Below are 22,647 nucleotides of genomic sequence, written 5' to 3'. Positions count from 1 at the left end.
CGGCGTGTCGGCCGGGCGCGCGGCTGGCGGCGGCGTGCTGCGGCCCGGCGCCAGCAGGCAGTCGAACAGGTCGCAGGCGCGCGGCGGTTTGATCAGTTGAAAGGCGACGCCGGCTTCGCGCCGCTGCACGCCGTCGGCGGCGTTGCGTTCGGTGCTCAGCAACAGCAGCCGCGACGCCGCCAGCGCCGGCTCGGCGCGGATGGCGGCGGCCAGCGCCAGGCCGCTGGTGCGCGGCAACTCCATGTCCAGCAGCACGGCGTCGTAGGGATGGCCGCGCGCCGCCGCCTGCCGCAGTTGCGGCAGGGCGTCGGTGGCGCTGGCGATGCTGCTGGCGATGCGCCAGCTGGCCAGCAACTGTTCCAGCTCGCTCCGGCTGGCGGGGTTCTCGTCGACAATCAAAGCGCGGCATTCCTGGGTGGCGTGGAAAGAAGGATCGTCGACATCGATACGACGTTTGTCAAAATTTACGGCAAACCAAAAGATCGATCCTTGAGTTAGCGCATGGTCGACGCCTATCGTGCCTCCCATCAGCTCCACCAGTTGTTTGGAGATCGCCAATCCCAGGCCGGTGCCGCCGTGCTTGCGGGTGGTGGAACCGTCGGCTTGCGAGAAGGAATCGAAAATGCGCGCGCGCGCTTCGCTGGAGACGCCGATGCCGGTGTCGTGCACTTCGAAGCGCAGGCCGACGGTCTGCGCATCCTCGTGCACCACGGCCACCTTGACCGTGATCTTGCCGCTGTCGGTGAACTTGATCGCGTTGCCCAGCAGGTTGAAGATCACCTGGCGCAGCCGGTTGGGATCGCCGCAGATGGCGATCGGGATATCGTAGGCGATCGCCAGTTCCAGGCGTATGCCCTTGGCCTGCGCCTGCGGCGAGAAGACGTTGTCGATGTCGTCGAGCAGCTCACGGAAATTAAAATGGATGTACTCGACGGTCAGCTTGCCGGCCTCGATCTTGGAAAAATCCAGGATGTCGTTGATGATGACCAGCAAGTGCTCGCCCGAGCGCTTGACCATGCTGGTGTAGTGGCGCTGCTGTTCGGACAGGCGCGTGGCCAGCAGCAGTTCGGTCATGCCGAGCACGCCGTTCATGGGCGTGCGGATTTCGTGGCTCATGGTGGCGAGGAAGGCGCTCTTCGCCTGACTGGCGGCCTCGGCGGCGTTCTTGGCTTTTTCCAGCTGCTCGGTGCGCACGCCGACCTGGCGTTCGAGCTGGTCGCGGTATTGCGCCAGCGCGCCGTCGCGCGCCTCGACCTGGGCCAGCATGTCGTTGAAGCTGTCGGTCAGCGCGCCCAGCTCGTCGCTGCGCTGGTGGACGATGCGCGGCGTCGGCTGGCCGCGGCTGACCTGCTGCGCCGCCGCGATCAGCTTGCCGACCGGCTCGGCGATGCTGCCCTTGAAGCGGGCCGCCGTCAGCAGCGCCATCATGAAGGACAGCATGGCGGCCACGGCGGCGGCGGCCAGGTTCTTGAACAGATCGACCCACATGCGGGTCTGCGCGCCTTCGATCATCACGGTGCCGATGAGCTCGTCGTTGCTGCGCACCGGACGCAGCAGCCGCATCGCCGGCGCCCACGGCGGGCCGCTGTGGAAGGTGCTGATTTCCCGGGTCGTCCGCGGCTCCGGCAATTGTTCCGGCGCATCCTGCGCGCCGGGCAGGGTGGCGGAGGTGTAGCGCGCCAGCAGCTTGCCGGCGCTGTCGTAGAGCGCGGCCTGCTGGATCTCGTCTTCCACCGCCAGCGTGGCCAGCAGTTGCTCGGCCTGCTTGCCGTCGGCGACCTGCAAGGCCGCCAAGCTGTTGTTGCCGATCACGCCGGCCAGCGTAGCCAGTTGCTTGCGCTCGTCGTCGGTGCGGCTGAGGATGGAGGTGGCGGCAAACGCGATGAAGACCAGCATCAGCGCGCTGCCGGTGGACAGCACTGAGATGATGGTCAGCTTCTGGCTCAGACCGGAACGTTCGAAATTGAACATTGCTGTAGTCGCTGGCAAACGGTGGACGCCGAAAGCGTCGGCGCGGCAGGCTGATCAGTAGGTGCCAATAGGAAAAATATAGCGTCCGCATCGCTGCGGCCTTGATCTGCATCTAATCCCCGCACCTTTGCGCATTCTCAAACAACGCCTTGGGCAGCGCCGCAAGCTGGGAGCATGGAACGCAAAAAAATCCTGTTCGTGGCGGAGGTGGTCACGCTGGCGCATGTGGGCCGGCCGCTGGCGCTCGCGCAGATGCTGTCGCCGCAACAGTACGATGTGCACTTCGCCTGCGCGCCCGGCTACGAAAGTTTTTTCCACGGCAGCCGGCTCAACAGCTGGACGGTGAGCAGCATCTCCAGCGAGCGTTTCCTGGCGGCGCTGGCGGCCGGCAAGCCGGTGTACGACAGCGCCACGCTACGGCGCTATGTGGAGGACGACCTGCGCCTGCTGCATGCGGTGCGGCCGGATGTGGTGGTGGGCGATTTCCGCCTGTCGCTGTCGGTCAGCGCGCGCGTGGCGGGCGTGCCGTATGTCGGCCTGATCAATGCCTACTGGAGTCCCTACGTGCCGCAGCGCTACACGGTGCCGGCAATCGGGCTGGCGCGCGCGCTGCCGATCGCGCTGGCCGACCGCCTGTTCCGGCTGGCCAGGCCGCTGGCGTTCGCGCTGCACAGCGTGCCGCTGAACCGCGTGCGGCGGGCCTACCGCCTGCCGTCATTGGGCTATGACTTGCGCCGCGTGTACGCCGACGCCGACTACGTGCTGTATCCGGACATCCCGGAAATGTTCCCTGCGGTGGGTTTGCCGCAGCAACACGCCTACCTGGGGCCGGTGACGTGGTCGCCGCCGACGCCGCCGCCGTCCTGGTGGGAGCTGCTGCCGACGGACCTGCCCATCATCTACGTCACGCTGGGCAGCTCGGGACAAGGCGCCTTGCTGCCGCAGATATTGCAGACGCTGGCCGGCCTGCCGCTGCGCGTGGTCGCCGCCACCGCCGGCCAGGCCGATCCCGGCGTGCTGCCGGACAATGCGCAAGTGGCCACCTATCTGCCGGGCGAGGAGGCGGCGCGGCGCGCGCGGCTGGTGATCTGCAATGGCGGCAGCCCGACCTGCCAGCAGGCGCTGGCGGCCGGGGTGCCGGTGCTGGGCATCGCGGGCAATCTGGACCAGTATCTGAACATGCGCGGCGTGGTGGCGATGGGCGCCGGCATCCTGTTGCGCTCGGACCGGCTGAACGAAGAGGCGTTGCGGCGCGCGGTGCTGGCCCTGCTGGAGCCCGGCGAGGCGCGCGCGGCGGCGTCGCGGGTGGCGACGCTGTTCCAGCGCTACGATGTGGCGCAGCGCTTCGATGACATGCTGCGGCGCGCGATGGACGGCCGGCATTGAAAAAACGGACCCGCCCGTTGCGCGGGTCCGTCCCGGTTCACGATGGCACGATGCGGCGGCGTCCCAGCGCCAGGCCGGCGAAGCCCAGGCCGAGCAGGGCCAGCGTGGCCGGTTCCGGCACGGCGGCGAAGCTTTGCGAGGAATCGACCTTCAGGAAAGGCACCGTGGTGGGCGTGGCGCCGTCCCACATGGTGGTGGGCGTGAAGAAGGACGGCACGTTGGTGGTGCCGGTGATCTTGTCCTGGAAGATGGAGCCGGTGACGATGTCCAGGTAGGCCGGATCCACGTAGTCGATCATGAAGCGCGAATCGAAGGAGCCGGTGCCCACCGGGCCGGTGGCGGTGAAGCTGGCGTCGTTGAACACCAGGTGGCCGGACAGGATCATGATGCCGTCGCCGTCGGGATCGCCGACGCCGCCGCAACCGGCCGAGGTCGGGCCTTCACCGTAGCAGCGCACGGTGTTGACGCCGTTGCCGGGCACGGCTTTGCTGTTGGGGCCGGCGGCCGGCACCAGGCGGTCGAAGAAGATGGCGAGGTTTTGCACGCCGGCATGCAGCGGGTCGACGTCCATCGCGGCCGACTGGGCGGCGGGCAGCGTGAAGTGCGCGGTGGTCGGGGTTTGCAGGTCGACCAGCTCCTGGAAGCGCACCACTTTGCTGATTTCGAAATTGGTGTTCAGGCCGGCCGGCGTGACGATGGCCGGGATGTTGCTATTCGACATGGTGCCGACCACCATCTGCGTGCGCAGCTCGGTCAGGTAAGGGGCGGCGCCGCCGGGACCGACGCTGAGGCCGGGAACGAAGCCGCTGGCCAGCGCGGTATCGGTGACGTTGGTCCACAGATCGGCATAGGTGGTGTAGGTGCCGGAGCCGGTGGGATCCAGGCCCACGGTGGGGCCAGCCACGGCGGCCAGCGAGGTGCTCATCATCGCGGCGGCCAGGGCGGATTTGAGGTTGTTCATGTGTGCTCCCTAGAAAGATATGAACCCGGAAATCGGGATCGTACCGACTTCAGAGCAAAAGCCTTGCCAATGGATCGCATGTGAATCAAATCAAGGGCTTGGGATGCTGCGGCGCGTGTGGCGCGGGGGCGGTGTAAAGAATTCCGTCGTTGCCGCCGCCCGAAAAAAAGCCCGGCTGGGGGCCGGGCCGAAAGGCGGGCATCAGGCTGCCGGCGGCCGTCGCCGGTTCAGCGCCAGGCCGGCCAAGCCCAGGCCAAGCAAGGCCAGCGTGGCGGGTTCGGGCACCGCCAGCGCGAACGAGCCCGAGCCGTCGAACTTCATCAGCGGCACGCCGGACGGCGGCGTGCCGTCCCACATGGTGGCCGGCGTGTACAGCGAGGGGATGGTGGCGGCGCCGGTGACGTTGTTCTGGAACACTGCGCCGGTGACGACGTCGAGATAGCGGGCGTCGACGTAATCGATCATGAAGCGCATGTCGAAGGCGCCGGTGGAGATGCCGCCGGCGGTGGTGACATTGGCCTCGTTGAAGATCAGGTGGCCGGACATGACCATCAGGCCGTCGCCGTCCGGGTCGCCGGGCTCGCCGCAGCCGGCCGAGGTGGAACCGGCGCCGTAGCAGCGCACGGTGCCGGGGCCGTCGCCGGGCACGGCCTTGCTGGCGGCGCCGGGGCCGTAGCGGTCGAAGTAGAAGGCGATGTTTTGCACGCCGGCGTGCAGCGCATCGACATCCATCGCGGCCGACTGGCTGGCCGGCAGCGAGAAGTGGGCGGAGGTGGGCGTCTGGCGGTCCACCAGTTCCTCGAAGCGCACCACGGCGCTCAGTTCGAAGCCGGTGTTCAGGCCGCCGGGCGTGATGATGGCCGAGCCGTTCGACATGGTGCCGATCACCATCTGCGAACGCAGCTCGCTCAGGTAAGGCACTGCGGCGGGGCCGAAGCCGGGGCCGCCGCCGACGCTGGAGCCGGGGATGAAGCCGGAGGCCAGCGCGGTGTTGGTGACGTTGGTCCACAGGTCGGCATAACTGCTGTAGCTGCCGCTGCCGGTCGGGTCCAGCCCGACTGCCGGGCCGGCATGGGCGGCAGGCGACGCCAGCGCGGCGGCGATGACGGCGGCGGCCATGGCCGGTGTATGTTTGTTCATGGTTGCTCCCTGGCTGGATCACAAGCCCGGAATCGGGATTGTCCCGGCACTGGAGCAAGACGCTTGCCAGCATCCTTGATGTGTACGGAATCAAAGGCTTGTGGCCGCCTCGCGGCGCCGGCCGCGCGGCACTGTAAAAAAAACCGTCACTGCGGCAGCGCTGCCGCCTTGAGCCGGCGGGCCGGAATGCCGCCCCAGATTTCGCCGGCGCCGATGATGCTGTCCTTGGTGACGACGGCGCCGGCCGAGACGATGGCATGGTCGCCGATCCGCACGCCCGCCATGATGACGGCGGCCGCGCCGATGGTGACGGTGTCGCCGATGACGACGGCCTTGAGCTCCAGCCTGCTGCCCTCGATCACGTGGGCGAAGATGACGGCGTCGTGGCCGACGATGGTGTTGCTGCCGATGCGGGTCAGCGGCGGGTCGAGGATGGCGCCGGCGCTGTAGGTGTTGGCGCCCAGCTCGGCGCCCAGCGCCAGGTAGACCAGGCGCTGCAGCGGTACCGGCAGGAAGTGGGTGCGGATCAGCGAATTGAACAGCAACAGGTAGAACAGGATGTTGACGTTGGCCGCCAGTTCCTGCCGCGAATTTTCCGGCACCACGCCTTCCTGCAGCGGCAGCGCGTACAGGAAGGCGCGGTACACCAGGAAGGCGTACAGGTAGACCAGCAGCACGGCGGCGAACACCAGCGTGACGCCGCGGAAATCGCCCAGCGGCAGCTCGCCCAGCAGCAGCGAGGTGGTCAGCAGGGCCAGCGTCAGGATGGCCGCCAGCAGCACCAGGAACAGCGCGATCTGCGCCGGCTTGATGGCGCGCATCAAGGCCTCCCGCCGGGGCCGACCAGCAGCGCGCGCAACGGCATGCGCAGCGAGCGCGCCGACGCCGCCGGGCCGGCGCCGATGCGGCCCATGAACACCGCCGTCTCCCACACGGCCTGGCCGGTCAGGCGCGCGCCCTGGCGCGACAGTTCCTCGGCGCGCTGCTGCATGCCGGGCGTGGCGGAGAACACGCGGCCCTCGCGCACGTAGCGGGCGAAGATCAGCGGCGTCAGCTCCGGCTGCAACTGCAAACCCTGCGCCGTGGCGGTCAGCCAGAAGCGCTGCATGGCGCGGCCGGCTGCCAGGTAGTCGTCGACGCGCTGGGGCTTGCGCGGCGCCGTCAGCACGAAATGGGCGGCACAGGCCAGGCCGGGGATCAGGTCCATCTGCAAACGCGGCGCCAGCGTGCCGGCCAGCCAGGTGTTGAAGAAGGCCACCCGCTGCCAGCGCTGCATCACCCAGCGCATCAGCCTGGCGGTGGCGGCGTCCACGCCCAGCGCCTGGTCGGGGATGCGGTCCTCGCTGTAGCGGGCGTTCCATTCGATCACGGACTTGTGCACCTGCCACGCTTCCGGCATCGTCAGGCGCAGCTTGGCGTTGCGGAACATCAGCCGCGCCGCGGCCAGCCGCTGCGAACCTTCCAGCCAGTGCACCTGATAGCCATCCGGCAGCGCCGATGTCAGCGCGGCCCTCTCGGCAGGCGTCAGCGGACGCCGGCTTAGCGGGCGCCGCTGCACGCTGCGCGGCAGGATGAAGTCGGCCAGCGGATCGGCTTCCAGCTGCGGCGCCGGCACGAACTCGACGCTGATGGTGGGATGGTGGTCCGGCGCTTCGACGTGGCGCATGGCGCGCAGTTCCAGCTGGTGGGCGCTGGCGGCGATCGCCATCGTCTCCAGCAGCGCGCCCAGCGAGATCTGGCTGGGATGGCCGTCGAGGTCGTAGACGCAATGGTCGCGCGTATCGTGGCCGTGCACCACCAGGCGGCGGGTGTCGAGGATTTCGAAGCGCCACGGCTGGGTGTTGTCGCCGCTGGGCGCCCAGCGCGCCAGCTCCAGGATCTGCTCCAGCGTGGCATCGAGATGCTGTTCCATCTTGCTCATGTCTGTTCCTTGCGCCGGCGCTTCACCAGCATCATGGTCAACCGCTGCAGCGGGTGGCGGTGGCCGCCGGGACGCCAGGTGCGCACCAGCTTGTTACGATAGGCGTCGAAATGATAACCGCGCGGCGCGGCGTCGACCTGGCCACGGTTGAGCAATATCTTCAGCGCCTCGGTGGCGGCTGCGCCCGCGCACAGTTCGCAGCCCATGATGGTCGACGGCCCGCGCTGCTCCTTCAGGTTGATGCTGGACGGATCGACCAGGTAGGCCGCATGCAGTCCGGCCGGCGCCAGGCCGACCAGGAAGCGCAGCGCCTTTTCCTCGTCCGGCAGCTGGCCCCAGCCGAAGTACTGTTCGAACGTCATTTTACCCGGCAGGAAGTTCAGCACCGCCGTGCCCATGCCCAGCGGCGCCGCCGTGATGGCCGGGATGCCCAGCCGCGCGCAGGCGGCGAAAGTGGCCTGGCGCGCGCCGAAGGCGAAGAAGTCCAGGCCGTCCACGTACAGGTCGACGCCGTCGAAGAATTGCGCCAGGTTGCTGCCGTCGACGCCGGTGGGGAAGCGCTCGATCTGCAACTCCGGGTTGATGTCGCGCGCCATGGCGGCCAGCACCTCGACCTTGGGCAGGCCCAGCGTGGACATGGTGGCGCCCACCTGCCGGTTGAAGTTGGCGATGTCGAAGGTGTCGAAGTCGGCAATGTGGAAGGCGCCGACGCCGAGCCGGGCCAGCGTCAGCAAATGCACGCCGCCGACGCCGCCCATGCCGGCAATGGCGATGCGCTTGCCGCGCAGCACAGACTGTTCCGCCTGCGTGACCCAGCCGATGTTGCGGGCAAAGGCCTGTTGGTATGAAAAATCGTGTGACATGCGTCTCCCTGAATGTGCCGATTGCGCGGCTCAAGGGAGTTGGACATGAGGGTATGTGGAATAGTTCCCGCATTGACGAAAAAAATCCGGGGACTCGCCCCGGATTCATTTAGCAGCAACCGCCGCGCTTGCCCGCGCCGCCGTAGCGGGCTTCCTGGCGTTCGCGGAAGAACTCCTCGTACGTCATCATCGGCTCGCCCGGATGGGTGTTTTCCCGGTGCGTGACGTAGGTGTCGTATTCCGGCAGGCCCATCATCAGACGCATGCTTTGTCCGAGATAGCGGCCGGCCTTGGCGATTTCGCCGAGCATCACTGCACCTTGGGCATCAGCACCATCGGGCTTTCCTTGGCGGTCGGCTGAGCGGCGGCGCGCGCCACCAGCACGGTGCGGATGCCGAACACCAGCACGCTCAGCACCACGATCACGAAGAAGCCCGCCAGCGACGCATCCAGGTAATCGTTGAAGATCACCTGCTGCATCTGCGCCACCGACTTGGCCGGCGCCAGCAGCTTGCCCTGGTCGAAGGCGGCCTGGTACTTGGCGGCGTGCGCCAGGAAGCCGACTTTCGGATTGGCGTCGAAGATTTTCTGGAAGCCCGCCGTCAGCGTGCACATCAGCAGCCACGCGGTCGGCACCATCGTCACCCACGCGTACTTGGCGCGCTTCATCTTGAACAGCACGCAGGTGCCGAGTATCAGCGCGATCGCCGCCAGCATCTGGTTGGCGATGCCGAACAGCGGCCACAAGGTGTTGATGCCGCCCAGCGGATCGACCACGCCCTGGTACAGGAAGTAGCCCCAGGCCGCCACGCACAGGCCGGTCGCGGTCAGGTTGGCGAACACGTTCTCGGTCTGCTTCATGGCCGGCACGAAGGCGCCCAGCAAATCCTGCAGCATGAAGCGGCCGGCGCGGGTGCCGGCGTCCACCGCCGTCAGGATGAACAGCGCTTCGAACAGGATGGCGAAGTGGTACCAGAAAGCCATCATGACCTTGCCGCCGATCACGCCCGACAGGATGTGGGCCATGCCCACCGCCAGCGTCGGCGCGCCGCCGGCGCGCGAGATGATGCTGTGCTCGCCGACATCCCTGGCGGTCTGGGTCAGCATTTCCGGCGTGACGTAGAAGCCCCACTGCGAGATCGCCGTCGCGGCGGACTCGGCCGTGGTGCCGATCAGCGCGGCCGGGCTGTTCATGGCGAAGTAGACGCCCGGTTCGATGGTCGAGGCGGCCACCAGCGCCATGATGGCGACGAACGATTCCATCAGCATCGCGCCGTAGCCGATGAAGCGGGCGTGGGTTTCATTCTCGATCATCTTGGGCGTGGTGCCCGACGAGATCAGCGCGTGGAAGCCGGACACGGCGCCGCAGGCAATCGTGATGAACAGGAAGGGGAACAGCGAGCCGGCCCAGACCGGGCCGGTGCCGTCGATGAACTTGGTCATCGCCGGCATTTTCAGGTAAGGCGCGACCACCACGATGCCCAGCGCCAGGCCGACGATGGTGCCGATCTTGAGGAAGGTCGACAGGTAATCGCGCGGCGCCAGCAGCAGCCACACCGGCAGCACCGAGGCGACGAAGCCGTAGCCGATCAGCATCCAGGTCAGCTCGGTGCCGGTGAAGGTGAACATCGGCGCCAAGGCCGGGTTTTCCTGCACCAGCTGGCCGCCGAAGATGGCCGCCATCAGCAGCACGAAGCCGATGATCGACACTTCGCCGATGCGGCCGACGCGGATATAGCGCGAGTACACGCCCATGAACAGCGCGATAGGAATGGTGGCCATCACGGTGAAGCTGCCCCAAGGCGAGCCGGTCAGCGCCTTCACCACGATCAGCGCCAGCACCGCCAGGATGATGACCATGATCATGAAGGTGCCCAGCAGCGCGATCATGCCGGGGATCTGGCCCAGTTCGGACTTGATCAGGTCGCCCAGCGAGCGGCCGTCGCGGCGCATGGAAATGAACAGCACGATGAAATCCTGCACCGCGCCGGCAAACACCACGCCGGCCAGTATCCACAGCATGCCGGGCAGATAGCCCATCTGCGCGGCCAGCACCGGGCCGACCAGCGGGCCGGCGCCGGCGATGGCGGCGAAGTGGTGGCCGAACAGCACGTACTTATTGGTCGGCACGTGGTCGAGGCCATCGTTGAGCTTGTTGGCCGGGGTCATGCGGCGGGCGTCCAGGCCCAGCACCTTGTCGGCGATGAACAAGCTGTAGAAGCGGTAGGCGATCAGGTAGACGCAGACGGCGGCGATGACGATCCAGATGGCGCTGACGGATTCGCCGCGCTTGAGCGCGATGACGCCGAGCGCCGCGGCGCCGCACAGGGCGAGCGCGGCCCAGCCCAGCCGGCTGGCCAGCGTGGGTGGCGCGGTATGGTGCAGTGTTTTCATGCTTCCTCCAAGGTTTTGGGGCGCTGCTTTCAATGCGGGCAGCTTATGACCAGTATTCAGGAAGCTGATAACCGCCACAAGCGCAGCACTACGCACTATCGCTCGGTACAACTACGTAGCCGGCCGGGACGGCGGGAAGCGTAGAATCGCGCTACGGCATCAATCGGGACGGAATCTCATGAAGTTGCGGCAAAAAGTCATCTTCCTCGCCATCACGCCGCTGATCCTGGCGCTGATCGCCATCGCGCTGGCGGTGCGCCACCAGTCGGTGCTGCTGGCCCAGCAGCAGCGCGACACCATCCAGCAAGCCTACCTGAGCAGCAAGGAGGCGGAGCTGCGTCACTACGTCGCGCTGGCCTCGCATTCGATCGCCCACCTGTACGAATCCGGCCGCGACGACGAGGCCACCCGCAACGAGGCCAAGCGCATCCTGTCCTCGCTCAGCTACGGCGACGACGGCTATTTCTTCGTCTACGATATGCAGGGCAACACGCTGATGCATCCGCGCCAGCCCGAGCTGGTGGGCCGCAACCTGTACGAGATGCGCGACGAGCAGGGCCAGCCGACCATCCAGAAGCTGCTGCAACGGGCCAGGGCGGGCGGCGGGCTGGAACGCTACATGTGGGTCAAGCCGTCCACGCACAAATCCGGCGCCAAGCTCGGCTACGTGATCCCGATGCCGAAATGGGGCTGGATGATGGGCACCGGCATTTATCTCGACGATGTCGACCGCGCGTTGGCCAAGGTCGACGTCCAGCAGTCCGGCAACATCCACAACACCATGCTGTGGATCGCCGCCATCGCCATCGCGGCAGCGGTGGCGGTGGGCAGCTCCGGGCTGGCGCTCAATATCAGCGAGCTGCGCGTGGCCGACGCCAAGCTCAAGGTGCTGGCCCAGCGGGTGGTGGAATCGCAGGAAGAGGAGCGGGCGCGGCTGTCGCGCGACCTGCACGACGGCATCAGCCAGTGGCTGGTGTCGATCAAGCTGCAGATCGAGGCCGGCATCATTCGCCTGACCTCGGGCCAGGCCGGCCAGCAGCAGGCCGCGCAGGCCGCCTTCGAACACGCGGCGGACCAGCTCAACAACGTGATGGGCGAGGTGCGCCGCATTTCGCACAATCTGCGCCCGGCCATCCTCGACGACCTCGGCCTGGCGGCGGCGCTGCACCACCTCGGCCAGGAGTACACCCTCAGCAGTGGAACCCCGGTACACTTCGAAGCGGAGGGTTGCACCGACGAGTTGCCGGATGTCGCCAACACCGTGCTGTTCCGCCTGGCGCAGGAGGCGCTGACCAATATCGAGCGCCACGCCGGCGCCAGCCGCATCGAGATCCGCCTGACCGGCGAGCGCGGCGGCGTCACGCTGCGCATCCGCGACGACGGCGCCGGCTTCGACGCCGAAGGCATCGCCCTGCATCCCAAGCGCGGCATCGGCTTGCGCAATATGATGGAGCGCATGGACGCCATCGGCGGCCGCTTCGACATCGCCTCGTCCAGCGACGGCACGGTGGTCACGGCGTTTGCCGGCAATGAATACAGTTAAAACAGTTTATAAAGATTACGACATGACTTCCACTATCAAAATCCTGCTGGTCGACGACCATCCCCTGGTGCGCGACGGCCTGCGCGCGCGGCTGGAGGCGATGCCGCAATTCCGCGTCGTGGCCGAGGCCGGTGGCGCGGCCGAGGCGCTGGAGCAGGCCGCGCAGTGCGAGGTCGACCTGGTGCTGATGGACATTAATATGCGCGGCACCAACGGCATCGAAGCCACGGCCCAGTTCAAGCAGGCGTTTCCGCACATCGCCGTGCTGATCCTGTCCATGCACGACAAGCTGGAGTATGTGTCGCAAGCCATCCAGGCCGGCGCGCGCGGCTATGTGCTCAAGGATGCGCCCGGCAAGGACATCGTCGTGGCCATCGAGACCGTCATGTCCGGCGGCATCTACTACAGCGCGGCGCTGGCCCGCCAGCTGGCCCAGCCGCAAAACCAGGACAACCAGCTGACCCTGCGCGAGCACGAAGTGCTGCGCCACATCGCCAACGGCGAATCGAACAAGCAGATCGCCCGCGCGCTCGACCTCAGCGTACGCACCGTCGAAACGCACCGCCTCAACATCAAGCGCAAGCTGGGCATCGAAGGGCAGGCCGAGCTGATACGCTTCGCGGTCCAGCACGTTCAGTAAGCGCTAGCATGTTGTAAATATTGAGAATCGACTCTAATTCCGTTAAGCAATTCCTAACAGTGCGTGTTTGTGCGGCAATATCTGCTATATTCCTGCACCGGTTGTGTAATTGCAATTGTATAAAAGATAACGTTCGCGCGCGATGATTGGTCTTATACTGGTCGTATTGGAAATAACAATACTGACAGATGGTTATTGATTGCTTAATGTCAATGCTTGATCTAAGATTGCGCGCACAACCTTCAATGAGATATTGATGTCTGCGCCTGAAACTAGCATGTTTCCACTGGTGGAATTACAAGCGGTGTCCAACGCTCACAACGAGTGGGTGGCCCTGACTTTTGAATTGTCCGCAGACTCGGGCGACGCCTTCCAGGCGGCGCTGACCTTGCTCAAGACTCCCGACGTATTCGCCGCGCTGGCGCCGCTGGACTGCATCCTGCCGGTCGCCAATCCGGCCCTGCTGGAGCTGTCGCAGCTGTCCGAACTGCCGCCCAACCGCGTGGTGCTGCGCGTGCCGGCCGCCGCCTGTTCCGAGATTCCCGTACAAAAGAAACTGGCCGGCTATGCCGACGCCGGCTACCGCATCATGGTCGAAGGCGTGGCCGGCATGGCCGCCACGCTGTGTGGCGCGCGCTCGCTGATGGTCGACGCTTCCCTCATCATGCCGCCGGTGCTGGCGCTGGTGGCCCAGCCGGGACCGCACCTGGCCACCGGCATGGGCAGCGAACACCGCATCGCCGAATGCGCCAAGGCCGGCTTCAGCTGGTTTGCCGGCGACTTCGCCATGCATCCGCCGCAAGACACCAACGCCGGCGACGGCACCTCGCGCAAGCGCCTGCTGGCGCTGCTGGGCCTGCTGGCCCGCGACGCCGACTCGCGCGAACTGGAAGTGCTGCTCAAGCAAGACCCGGCGCTGTCCTACCATTTGCTCAAGCTGGTGAACTCGGCCGCGTTCGCGCTCAGTTCGCCGATCCACAGCTTCGGCCAGGCCATCAACGTGCTGGGCCGCCGCCAGCTGCAGCGCTGGCTGCAATTGCTGCTGTACGCGCGCCAGCAGGACGACGGCATGGCCAATCCGCTGCTGCCGCTGGCGGCCGTGCGCGCCTCGCAGATGGAAGCGCTGAGCAAGGCGCTGGGCTGGGAACGCGACCAGCAGGACATGGCTTTCGTGGCCGGCGTGTTCTCGCTGCTGGACGTGCTGCTGGACATGCCGATGACCGAAATCGTCGCCGCGCTCAGCCTCGACCTCGACGTGGTGATGGCGCTGCTGGACCGCGCCGGCCCGCTGGGCGAGCTGCTGGCATTGGTGGAACGGCACGACGCAGCCGGCCTGGACAAGGCCGGTCTCGACCGCGAAACCTACTGGGGCGCGCAATTGCAGGCATACCACTGGGCCATCCAGGTGAGCAGGAATATATAAGCCATGTTCGCGCACCCAGTCTCCGATTTCCTGAGCAGCAGCGCGGCTTTATGCGACGCGGTGCTGCGCTTGCGCGGAGCTGCACTCAACGAGGAACTGGGGCGCATCGTCCGTGGCGTGATGAACAGTCCGCTGGGCGAATTCCTGCCGGCCGACACCCACGCCATGCTGCTCAAGCCGCCGGTGGTGGAGGTGCTGGCCGCCAACGACGACGCCGTGCCCGTGCTGACCCAGGACGTGCTGTTCGACGACCAGTACTTCGGCCGTTTCGTCGTCTCCGGCCGCCAGCAGCACTACACCGACATCGACCGCCAGCACTTGGCCAGCCTGGCCAACCTGGCCGGCAGCGTGCTGCAAGTGCACTCGCTGGCGCAGCGCTCCACCCATGCCTACGTGCAGGTGGAATCGCAGCTGCAGCACCAGGCGCAGATCCTCGACCACATCCACGAGTCCGTGCTGACCATGGACATGAACGGCTTCATCATCAGCTGGAACAAGGGCGCGGAGCGCCTGTTCGGCTACAGCGCGGTGGAAGCGGTGGGGCGCAACATCCTGTTCCTGTACGACGACGAAGACGAGAGCTTCGACGACACCTTCCTGGAGCAGGGCGGACGCCTGATGGAAGTGCGGCGCAAAAAGAAGTCGGGAGAAGTGTTCTGGGCCAGCCTGTCGCTGTCGCCGCTGCGCGACATCAACGACCGCGCCATCGGCCTGATCGCCTACCTGACCGACATCACCGAACGCAAGATGGCGGAGGAACGCATCCACCACCTGGCCTACTACGATGCGCTGACCAACCTGCCGAACCGCTCGCTGCTGACCAAGCTGGTCGACCAGGCGCTGACGGTGGCGCAGCGCAGCCGGCTGCATGGCTGCGTGCTGTTCATCGACCTCAACCGCTTCAAGCTGATCAACGACACCTTGGGTCGCAAGATCGGCGACGAGCTGCTGTGCGAAGTCGCGCGCCGCTTCCGCGCCGTGCTGCGCGACCAGGACCTGGTGGCGCGGCTGGGCGGCGATGAATTCGCCGTCGGCCTGTTCGACATCGGCCAGCATTTCGAAGCGAGCATGGTGGCGCAAAAGCTGCTGGGCACGCTGAACACGCCGATTTTGATCGACGGCCACGACCTGCGCGTCGGTGGCAGCATCGGCATCAGCGTCTACCCGCAGGATGGCGGCGACGCCGAAACGCTGTTGCGGCTGGCGGACATCGCCATGTACCGCGCCAAGCAGGAGGGCGGGGCGGAAGGCGATCACGTCGCGTTCTACAGTCAGGACATGAACCAGGGCATGCAGGAGCGCATGCGGATCGAATCGGGCCTGCGCCACGCGCTGGGCAACGGCGAGCTGCTGCTGCACTACCAGCCCAAGTTCTGCATCGACAACGGCAAGATCATCGGCGCCGAAGCGCTGGTGCGCTGGCGCCATCCGGTGCGCGGCCTGGTGCCGCCGGCCGAATTCATTCCGCTGGCCGAGGCTACCGGGCTGGTGGTGCAGGTCGGCGAATGGGTGCTGGAAGCGGCCTGTGCGCAGGCCAAGCAGTGGAAGGACGCGGGGCTGCCGCCGATACGGCTGGCGGTCAACGTCTCCGCGCGCGAGTTCACCTCGGCCCTGCCGGGGCGCGTGCAGGATACGCTGACGCGCTACGGGCTGGAGCCGTCGTGGCTGGAGCTGGAGATCACCGAAAGCACGCTGATGCACAACATCGACCGCGTGATCGGCATCATGGACCGCATCACGGCGCTGGGCGTGACCTTGTCGCTGGACGATTTCGGTACCGGGTATTCGAGCTTGTCGTATCTGAAGCGTTTCCCGATCGATACTTTGAAGATCGACCGTTCGTTCACCATTGGTATCCCCGGTGATGCCAATGATTGTGCGATTGCCAACACCATCATCAGCATCGCGCAGCAGCTCAAGCACAAGGTGATTGCCGAGGGCGTGGAGACGGTGGAGCAACTGGCTTTCCTGAAGAATTCGGGCTGCGATGAGGTGCAGGGATACCTGTTCTCGCGGCCGTTGGAGGCGGAGGCGTTCGAAGAGGCGCTGCGCGAGAACTGGACGCCGGGGCGTGCCAGTCGGGCGGCCTGAGGGCGGATCGACGGTTTTGGCACCCAAGTGAGGGTGAGTTCTGTATAATGCTGCACACTTAGGAAGCGTGGCCGAGTGGTTGAAGGCACTAGTCTTGAAAACTAGCGACGGGTTAAACTGTTCGTGAGTTCGAATCTCACCGCTTCCGCCAGAAAAATAAAAAAAACCGCCAGCCAGAACCCGCTCAAGATCGCGTTCGGTGCTGGCGGTTTTTTTATTTCCGGACGAATCGCCCAATTGTTAGGCGCAAGGCGTCCAGCCCAGCGCGCCGAGGGCGCGCTTACCCCCACTTCTAATCCCACACGCAGAGCGCCAGTCTTTTTTCTTTGCAGGCACAAGCTTGCAGGGCCAAACCCTCGGCACCTACGGCGGCATAAACGGTGACCTGAAATTGATCGAGGCACCGGACTAAACCCGGTGACGCATTATGACCGACGTCACGCATCCCACCAAAGAATCCGTCCGCAAGTACCTGGAGCGCCGCACGCAGCAGCCTTGTGAGCCACCGCCAACGCCTGAAGAGATCAGACGTCAACTGGGCTGGCACGTGTTACCTGCTGCCAGTGCGAAATTCTGCGGGCCTTTAGCGGACGCCGCTTTGCATAGAGCTAATGTTGCTTGCCATGACAAAGGATGCTGGAATGCGAATTGAATGTTTGCTGCCATGCGCTAAAGCTGGGCGGAGTGTGGGCCATCAGACCTATGCAACAGAGGACTCCGGTGATGATCAGCGACGGGATTCCGGTCAGCTTGCTTTCTATGCTGTCGGCAGTTTTCCCCGGGGATTCAGTGTCTGACAATGCGGATATGGCGGCATAGCCAGAAGTACTGCGGCGGCCAGAATCATGCCGATGACTGTAATTAAGCCGCTTTGCGCCGCATGGGTTGGGTATTCTCGCCAGACGTTATATAGCGTCGCGGAGGCCGAAATGATGATTCCGCAAACGGCTGCGAACAGTACAAAGGTGTAGATTATGTCTGCGTATTTTGCGAACCAGTAAGCAAAGAAAACTATCGCTATGATCATTCCGAACATGGCTGAAAATATGTGTCCTGTTCCTGAGTCCTCAGAGTTCGGTCCCCCGTGATAATTGTGCGTCTCTTTATTGACAATTACAGTGTTGCTATTACCGACAGCGTTGCCGTCACCATGGATGTTTGTTTTCTGATTCTTGAAACGTTGCGACATGAGAAGATCTCCTTGGAGTCAGCAAGAGGGAAGAAATTGGACCCTTGGTTGGCGGATAAGTTCGCATTCGACGTTCGTGTGACGCTCGTGGTCATTTCTACCCGTAAAACAGGTATTTGACATTTACCCGTGTGGCGCGTATCTTGAAAATATTCGCCACCTGCATGATTCTGCTTTATGAAGCAAGTCATCACCATCACCCAGCAATTGGGGCCTCTTCTTCAGGCTGCGCGCAAGTCTGCGCGCTTGTCGCAGACTGAACTTGCGCAGCGACTGGGCGTCAGTCAGAGCCGCATCTCCGCCATGGAGCTCGACCCTGGTAGCGTCAGCTTTGAACAATTCCTGGCTTTGATTTCGGCGCTGGGCCTTGAGGTACTGGTGCAGCCGAAAGCTGAGGGACTCGATGAGTCGGTTTCGTCCACTCCGGATTGGTAAGCCATGGGACGCAAATCTCGTTCGCGTTCGCTGTCGGTCTGGAGTAACGGCGAGCGCGTCGGCACGTGGATTCTGCCAGCGCGCGGCGCCATGCAGTTTATTTACGACAAAAGGTGGATAGCGTCAGCCATTGGCCGGCCACTCTCGCTATCGTTGCCATACGCCGGCGGCCCTGTGTTGTACGGCGATCGGGTGCGCTATTTCTTCGACAATCTGCTGCCTGATAGCGAAGTTATCCGCAAGCGCCTCGCGGAGCGCTATAAGCTCGATACTATCGAGGCTTTCGACTTGTTGCAGGAAGTGGGGCGGGATTGTGTGGGCGCTGTTCAACTGCTGAAAGAGGATGATGTCCCCACGAACCTCATGTGCATTGAAGGCAAGCCGATGTCCGAAGCGGATGTGGAGCAGCACTTGTTGCAAGTGACGGTCGCTACGCCGATGGAAATGCCAGGCGATGACCATCTGCGCATCTCGCTCGCCGGCGTTCAGGAAAAGACGGCGCTGCTGTGGCACAACGATGGCTGGATACTGCCGCATGGGGCTACACCCACAAGCCATATCCTCAAGCTGCCTTTGGGTTTGATTGGCCATCGCAAGGTCGATCTGACGTCGTCTGTGGAAAACGAATGGCTTTGCATGAACCTGTTGGAGGAATTTGGTTTGCCGGTAGCGAGAACGGCCATTCTGAAGTTTGGCACACAGAAGGTTCTTGGCGTCGAGCGTTTCGACCGCAAGCTGCACGCATCGGGAACCTGGTTCATGCGTCTGCCGCAGGAGGATCTTTGCCAGGCTTTGTGCGTACCGCCGCATCTGAAGTACGAGAGCGATGGTGGCCCTGGACTGGCGGATGTGGCCGCAGTACTACGCGGCTCGGTGCGCGCGGACGAGGACTTGACGACGCTGCTCACTGCGCAAGTGCTGTTCTGGATGTTGGCCGCGCCTGATGGTCATGCCAAGAATTTCAGTATTCGTCTGATGGCGCAGGCGCGCTACGCGCTGTTGCCTTTGTATGATGTCATGTCGCTCTGGCCGATTGAGGGGAAGGGGCCGAATCAATACTCCCTCCACAAGGCAAGGATGGCGATGGCGTTGATGGGGAAGAATAAGCACTATCGTTTTGCCGATATTCAGCGCAGGCACTTTAACAGTACCGCAGCCCGATGCTTCCGCCGCGCCGATGCGGAAGACGTGATTGAGCGGGTACTTGCCCGTACCAGTGGGGCGATCGATGCTGTCGCCGCGCGCTTGCCATCAGGATTTCCCGAGCGGGTTGCGGCGACGATCTTTGCCAGCGTCACACGATCCGCCAGGCAGTTAAGCGCAATGGCAGCTAAGTGAAGCGGATTCAATGGAGATAATCCGCGAGCTTTCCTTTTAAGCAAAATGGTATGCTTGGCTCTTCATAACGGCATCGGTGTATCGGCACCATTGGGATTGTATGAAGAAATGCTCGTGGATTTTTCTGGCTATTTTGTTCAGCGTAAGCGGCTGTGTCATCAACTCAACACGTGAGCTGCCTCAGGGCGGCGTGGCGAGCGAGGATCGCGCCGTCATCGTCTATGGCGTGCAGATGGAAGGGCCGTGGGAGTACGCAGGTTTCGATCTCCAGCTGGCGGAGTACAACTTAAAAGCCGAACAAATTACCGGCAACTGCCTGACATTCAATCGAACCGATGCGCGCGTTCCTTCGACCCCGGGTGAGACGAAATATTTCGCGTTCGATGTCCCTGCGGGGCACTACGTTTATAGCCCGTTCAACTCGACTGAACTGGAAGGCGGCGTCCGCGCATTTGAGGCGCCTCCATGGCAAAGCGTTTACATCGGCGATTTCATCTACCAGAAAAACAAGACGATAAAACTACGCCGAAATCTGACTGAGGCACAGAGCGCAATCGACAAGGCGCTGCCGGGATTGAACGGACACCTTACGCTCGCGAAGGCAATGCCGGCAAAGGCTACTTATATTTTCGTGTGCACGCCTTGAGGCGCCGACTACCCAAACTATCAAGAGAATTCGATTGGACATCATAAGGATTGCTGCGCTGTTTTTCGTGACGGCGCTGGCTGAAATCGCCGGCTGCTACCTGCCGTGGCTGGTGCTCAGGCAGGGCAAGTCGCCATGGCTGTTGCTGCCGGCGGCCCTGTCGCTGGCGCTGTTCGCCTGGCTGCTGACGCTGCACCCAACCGCCGCCGGCCGTACCTACGCGGCATACGGCGGCATGTATATCGGCGTCGCCTTGCTGTGGCTAAAATTGGTCGACGGCGTGACGCTCAGCCGCTTCGACTACATCGGCGCGGGACTGGCTTTATTCGGCATGGCGGTCATCGCCTTGCAGCCATCTTCCGGGAGCGGGCAGTGAGAGTATTTCGCTGCTTGCCCGCACTGATGCGTGAGCCGTCATCATCATTGCCCCGAGCAAGCCTTAACATTACAGATAGGATATTTGGACCGCCAGGCCAGGCAGACTTCATTGCGCACAGGTATGGTTCCCTTTAAGATATAAATATTATTAATAAATCAAAGCGCAGCGCTAAGTTTGGGTGCGGTTAGTTACGATGAGAAAATTGAGCGCCCTGGTCCTGCCACTGTTATTGGCGACATCCAGCCTGGCCTGGGCCGATCCGGTGCCGGTCAAGCAGGTCAGCGATAAGCTGATCATTGAATTTCAACCGGGCACGCCGGGCCGGGTGTCGTATCTGAAAACGGCCAAGACCACGTTTGAAACACCGAACGCAAAAATCGGCACCTTGCAGGATGGCTGGCGGTGCGGCAACAGCAGCGACATCATCTGGAACGAGAAGGCCTATAAACTGTTCAGCCGCAAGCTCGCAACTTCGCTGCGCACCGTGCTGGAGAAAGCGCACTATCCGACGCCGATCGCGATCGACACCATTTTCGATGCGCCGACTGAAAAGGAGCGGCCCAAGGCCATGCCGGAATTGCAGATCGGCGCCTTGCTCAAGGATGTCTCGGCCAACCTGTGCCTGAAGGAGCATGGCGGCATCGGCGGCGTCTACATGAAGGTGTTTTGGCAGGTCTATTCGCCCGAGGTCAAGCAGGTCGTGTTCGAAGCCCTCACCGAGGGCAACTTCCAGACCGCCGCGTCCGAGGAGATTCCGGTCGAGCGGATTTTCCTGCTGGCCTACGAGCAGGCCGCCAAAAATTTCTTGGCCGAACAGGGTTTTTATAACGCCGTGACGCGGCCGAGCGCGCCGGCTTCGGCGCCTGCGCCTGCGCCAGTGGCGCCGAAGCCAGCCGCCCCGGAACGGCTGACGCTCAAACGCGTCAAGCCGGCGGCGGAACCGTTGACCAAGCGGGTTACATTGCTGCGCTCTTCCGTCCCCACGGTGATCACGGCGACCGGGACCGGCAGCGGATTTTTCATCAGCAGCGACGGCTACCTGCTGACCAACCGGCATGTCGTCGGCACGGACAAGGTGGTCAAGATCAAGCTGCCGACCGGACGCGAATTGATCGGCGAGGTGTTGCGCTCGGACGAGGCGCGCGATGTCGCGCTGATCAAGACCGAACCGGTGGGCATGCCCGCCCTGTCGATCCGCGAAGACGAGCCCAACATTGGCGAAGAGGTGTACGTGATCGGTTCGCCCCTGGGCGACACCTTCAATACCTCGCTGACGCGCGGCATCCTGAGCGGCTACCGGGTTCTGGACAAGCAGCGCTTGCTGCAGAGCGATGTCAGCATCCTGCCCGGCAACAGCGGCGGCCCGCTGCTCGATACCGGCGGCAGGGTGATCGGCATCACCGTGTTGCATCTGGCCGACGCCAGGACGATGACGGGCATGAATTTCTTCATTCCGATCGGCGATGCATTGACGATCCTGGGCGTGGATCTGCGGTAGCGCGCAGCGCCGACGCGCAGTTTTTCAGGGGTAGACCATGAGCATACTTCGCTGGTGCATGACGTTGATACTCACCCTTGGCAGCTGCCAGGCCTGGGCCGACGGCCAGACCTTCCGCATTCCCACCCGTCCCGGCGTGGAAACCAGCGTCTACTGGGAAGCGCAGGAGGGCGCCAAGGCCACGGTGTTCCTGTTCACCGGCGGTAACGGCGGCTACGGCAATGTAGTCGACGGCAAACCCACCAGTCACAACTTCCTGGCCCGCAGCGTCGCGCTGTTCCTGGCCGGCGGCTACAACGTCGCCATCTTCGGCCTGCCCAGCGACACCCCCGCGCTCGACTACGGCGACCGCGTCAACCCCAAACACCTGGCCGACGTCCGTGCCGCGCTGGACTTTGTGCGCACCAAGAGTCCCGTACCGGTCTGGCTGGTCGGCACCAGCCGCGGCACGGTGTCGGCCACCTACGTCGCCATCGGCAGCGTGGACGATCCCGGCATCGCCGGCCTGGTGCTGACCTCCAGCGTGACGGCATTCAAGAAACAGGGCGCGGTGCCGACGCAGAACCTGGCCGCGCTCAAGCTGCCGGTGCTGGTGGTGCACCACGCGAATGACGCCTGCGTGATTTGCCGCCCCTACGAAGTGGACTGGATCATGAAGGGCCTGAAAAACACGCCCGTCAAAAAACAGCTGATGGTGACGGGCGGCGGCCCGGTCAGCGGCGATCCCTGCGAGAGCTACCACTACCACGGCTACGCCGGCCAGGAGAAGGAAGTGGTCGACCTGATGGCCGCCTGGATGCGCAATCCGACAAATTGATGATTTGACATC

Annotated in this window: 20 protein-coding genes and 1 tRNA gene; 12 read left to right on the top strand and 9 right to left on the bottom strand. The window is 64.1% G+C overall.

From position 1 onward, the window contains the following. Positions 1-1,971, bottom strand: a 1,971-nt coding sequence (locus GEV01_RS21595) for a hybrid sensor histidine kinase/response regulator (RefSeq protein WP_152807569.1), incomplete at its 3' end; no start/stop codon positions are given. A 174-nt stretch (positions 1,972-2,145) separates the two neighbouring features. Between GEV01_RS21595 and GEV01_RS21590 the strand changes: the two genes are divergently transcribed. Next, a complete protein-coding gene (locus GEV01_RS21590; RefSeq protein WP_152807568.1) occupies positions 2,146-3,357 on the top strand; it encodes a glycosyltransferase in 1,212 nt (403 codons plus the stop codon). Between the two features lie 37 nt (positions 3,358-3,394). On the opposite strand, the gene GEV01_RS21585 is transcribed toward GEV01_RS21590, so the two are convergent. From GEV01_RS21585 to GEV01_RS21555, 7 genes are all read right to left on the bottom strand, one after another. Next, complete coding sequence (locus GEV01_RS21585) at positions 3,395-4,318, bottom strand: PEP-CTERM sorting domain-containing protein (protein WP_152807567.1); 924 nt, start codon at positions 4,316-4,318, stop codon at positions 3,395-3,397. A gap of 201 nt (positions 4,319-4,519) precedes the next feature. Then, positions 4,520-5,458: a PEP-CTERM sorting domain-containing protein gene (locus tag GEV01_RS21580; RefSeq protein ID WP_152807566.1), complete on the bottom strand. Its 939-nt coding sequence runs from the start codon at positions 5,456-5,458 to the stop codon at positions 4,520-4,522. Between the two features lie 146 nt (positions 5,459-5,604). Next, positions 5,605-6,279, bottom strand: a complete 675-nt coding sequence (locus GEV01_RS21575; RefSeq protein WP_152807565.1) for an acyltransferase — start codon at positions 6,277-6,279, stop codon at positions 5,605-5,607. After that, complete coding sequence (locus GEV01_RS21570; protein ID WP_152807564.1) at positions 6,279-7,379, bottom strand: nitroreductase family protein; 1,101 nt, start codon at positions 7,377-7,379, stop codon at positions 6,279-6,281. Before GEV01_RS21570 ends, GEV01_RS21575 begins: the two co-directional genes overlap by 1 nt. Further along, positions 7,376-8,242: a ThiF family adenylyltransferase gene (locus tag GEV01_RS21565; protein WP_152807563.1), complete on the bottom strand. Its 867-nt coding sequence runs from the start codon at positions 8,240-8,242 to the stop codon at positions 7,376-7,378. Before GEV01_RS21565 ends, GEV01_RS21570 begins: the two co-directional genes overlap by 4 nt. 109 nt (positions 8,243-8,351) lie before the next feature. After that, positions 8,352-8,552 carry a YbdD/YjiX family protein gene (locus GEV01_RS21560; protein WP_008446771.1) on the bottom strand — a complete coding sequence of 67 codons (201 nt, stop codon included), beginning with the start codon at positions 8,550-8,552 and terminating at the stop codon, positions 8,352-8,354. Beyond that, the gene (locus tag GEV01_RS21555) at positions 8,552-10,636 is read right to left on the bottom strand and encodes a carbon starvation CstA family protein (protein WP_152807562.1); all 2,085 of its coding nucleotides are present in this window, start codon (positions 10,634-10,636) and stop codon (positions 8,552-8,554) included. The genes GEV01_RS21560 and GEV01_RS21555 overlap by 1 nt, the downstream gene beginning before the upstream one ends. A 178-nt stretch (positions 10,637-10,814) precedes the next feature. Between GEV01_RS21555 and GEV01_RS21550 the strand changes: the two genes are divergently transcribed. The 5 genes from GEV01_RS21550 to GEV01_RS21530 all read left to right on the top strand — a co-directional run bounded on the left by GEV01_RS21550 (position 10,815) and on the right by GEV01_RS21530 (position 16,484). Next, positions 10,815-12,179 (top strand): cache domain-containing protein, encoded by a 1,365-nt coding sequence (locus GEV01_RS21550; protein ID WP_152807561.1) that lies wholly within the window; start codon positions 10,815-10,817, stop codon positions 12,177-12,179. Between the two features lie 22 nt (positions 12,180-12,201). Continuing rightward, entirely contained in the window at positions 12,202-12,819 is a 618-nt protein-coding gene (locus tag GEV01_RS21545) for a response regulator (protein ID WP_152807560.1), read from the top strand. Between the two features lie 277 nt (positions 12,820-13,096). Continuing rightward, positions 13,097-14,242 carry an EAL and HDOD domain-containing protein gene (locus GEV01_RS21540; protein ID WP_235914476.1) on the top strand — a complete coding sequence of 382 codons (1,146 nt, stop codon included), beginning with the start codon at positions 13,097-13,099 and terminating at the stop codon, positions 14,240-14,242. 3 nt (positions 14,243-14,245) lie between these two features. Next, the gene (locus tag GEV01_RS21535; RefSeq protein WP_152807558.1) at positions 14,246-16,333 is read left to right on the top strand and encodes a putative bifunctional diguanylate cyclase/phosphodiesterase; all 2,088 of its coding nucleotides are present in this window, start codon (positions 14,246-14,248) and stop codon (positions 16,331-16,333) included. A 61-nt stretch (positions 16,334-16,394) separates the two neighbouring features. Continuing rightward, positions 16,395-16,484 (top strand) — tRNA-Ser (locus tag GEV01_RS21530). 606 nt (positions 16,485-17,090) lie between these two features. Here the strand turns inward: GEV01_RS21530 and GEV01_RS21520 are convergent. Continuing rightward, positions 17,091-17,522, bottom strand: coding sequence for a hypothetical protein (locus GEV01_RS21520; RefSeq protein WP_152807556.1), 432 nt, complete (start codon positions 17,520-17,522; stop codon positions 17,091-17,093). A 177-nt stretch (positions 17,523-17,699) separates the two neighbouring features. On the opposite strand from GEV01_RS21520, the gene GEV01_RS21515 reads away from it, so the two are divergent. From GEV01_RS21515 to GEV01_RS21490, 6 genes are all read left to right on the top strand, one after another. Next, positions 17,700-17,957, top strand: a complete 258-nt coding sequence (locus GEV01_RS21515) for a helix-turn-helix domain-containing protein (RefSeq protein ID WP_152807555.1) — start codon at positions 17,700-17,702, stop codon at positions 17,955-17,957. A 3-nt stretch (positions 17,958-17,960) separates the two neighbouring features. Then, positions 17,961-19,295: a type II toxin-antitoxin system HipA family toxin gene (locus GEV01_RS21510; RefSeq protein WP_152807554.1), complete on the top strand. Its 1,335-nt coding sequence runs from the start codon at positions 17,961-17,963 to the stop codon at positions 19,293-19,295. A gap of 100 nt (positions 19,296-19,395) precedes the next feature. Further along, positions 19,396-19,941 carry a hypothetical protein gene (locus tag GEV01_RS21505; RefSeq protein WP_152807553.1) on the top strand — a complete coding sequence of 182 codons (546 nt, stop codon included), beginning with the start codon at positions 19,396-19,398 and terminating at the stop codon, positions 19,939-19,941. 34 nt (positions 19,942-19,975) lie between these two features. Further along, a complete protein-coding gene (locus tag GEV01_RS21500; RefSeq protein WP_152807552.1) occupies positions 19,976-20,317 on the top strand; it encodes a YnfA family protein in 342 nt (113 codons plus the stop codon). A gap of 205 nt (positions 20,318-20,522) precedes the next feature. Next, complete coding sequence (locus tag GEV01_RS21495; RefSeq protein ID WP_175023166.1) at positions 20,523-21,818, top strand: S1C family serine protease; 1,296 nt, start codon at positions 20,523-20,525, stop codon at positions 21,816-21,818. Positions 21,819-21,855: 37 nt separating this feature from the next. Then, positions 21,856-22,635 carry an alpha/beta hydrolase gene (locus GEV01_RS21490; protein WP_152807550.1) on the top strand — a complete coding sequence of 260 codons (780 nt, stop codon included), beginning with the start codon at positions 21,856-21,858 and terminating at the stop codon, positions 22,633-22,635. Positions 22,636-22,647 lie beyond the last annotated feature (12 nt).

Origin of the sequence: Rugamonas rivuli (genome assembly GCF_009380165.1) — a bacterium.
Taxonomy (GTDB): Bacteria; Pseudomonadota; Gammaproteobacteria; order Burkholderiales; family Burkholderiaceae_D; genus Rugamonas; species Rugamonas rivuli.
The sequence above is the reverse complement of the archived record's forward strand: the minus strand, read 5'-3'. Positions and strand labels throughout refer to the sequence as shown.

Bases quoted from the DNA above. Each gene is read 5' to 3' on its own strand.
- GEV01_RS21535 (WP_152807558.1), top strand. From the start codon at position 14,246: ATGTTCGCGCACCCAGTCTCCGATTTCCTGAGCAGCAGCGCGGCTTTA.
- GEV01_RS21520 (WP_152807556.1), bottom strand. From the start codon at position 17,522: ATGTCGCAACGTTTCAAGAATCAGAAAACAAACATCCATGGTGACGGC.
- GEV01_RS21545 (WP_152807560.1), top strand. From the start codon at position 12,202: ATGACTTCCACTATCAAAATCCTGCTGGTCGACGACCATCCCCTGGTG.
- GEV01_RS21585 (WP_152807567.1), bottom strand. From the start codon at position 4,318: ATGAACAACCTCAAATCCGCCCTGGCCGCCGCGATGATGAGCACCTCG.
- GEV01_RS21560 (WP_008446771.1), bottom strand. From the start codon at position 8,552: ATGCTCGGCGAAATCGCCAAGGCCGGCCGCTATCTCGGACAAAGCATG.
- GEV01_RS21590 (WP_152807568.1), top strand. From the start codon at position 2,146: ATGGAACGCAAAAAAATCCTGTTCGTGGCGGAGGTGGTCACGCTGGCG.
- GEV01_RS21510 (WP_152807554.1), top strand. From the start codon at position 17,961: ATGGGACGCAAATCTCGTTCGCGTTCGCTGTCGGTCTGGAGTAACGGC.
- GEV01_RS21540 (WP_235914476.1), top strand. From the start codon at position 13,097: ATGTTTCCACTGGTGGAATTACAAGCGGTGTCCAACGCTCACAACGAG.
- GEV01_RS21575 (WP_152807565.1), bottom strand. From the start codon at position 6,279: ATGCGCGCCATCAAGCCGGCGCAGATCGCGCTGTTCCTGGTGCTGCTG.
- GEV01_RS21515 (WP_152807555.1), top strand. From the start codon at position 17,700: ATGAAGCAAGTCATCACCATCACCCAGCAATTGGGGCCTCTTCTTCAG.
- GEV01_RS21555 (WP_152807562.1), bottom strand. From the start codon at position 10,636: ATGAAAACACTGCACCATACCGCGCCACCCACGCTGGCCAGCCGGCTG.
- GEV01_RS21550 (WP_152807561.1), top strand. From the start codon at position 10,815: ATGAAGTTGCGGCAAAAAGTCATCTTCCTCGCCATCACGCCGCTGATC.
- GEV01_RS21505 (WP_152807553.1), top strand. From the start codon at position 19,396: ATGAAGAAATGCTCGTGGATTTTTCTGGCTATTTTGTTCAGCGTAAGC.
- GEV01_RS21570 (WP_152807564.1), bottom strand. From the start codon at position 7,379: ATGAGCAAGATGGAACAGCATCTCGATGCCACGCTGGAGCAGATCCTG.
- GEV01_RS21565 (WP_152807563.1), bottom strand. From the start codon at position 8,242: ATGTCACACGATTTTTCATACCAACAGGCCTTTGCCCGCAACATCGGC.
- GEV01_RS21490 (WP_152807550.1), top strand. From the start codon at position 21,856: ATGAGCATACTTCGCTGGTGCATGACGTTGATACTCACCCTTGGCAGC.
- GEV01_RS21580 (WP_152807566.1), bottom strand. From the start codon at position 5,458: ATGAACAAACATACACCGGCCATGGCCGCCGCCGTCATCGCCGCCGCG.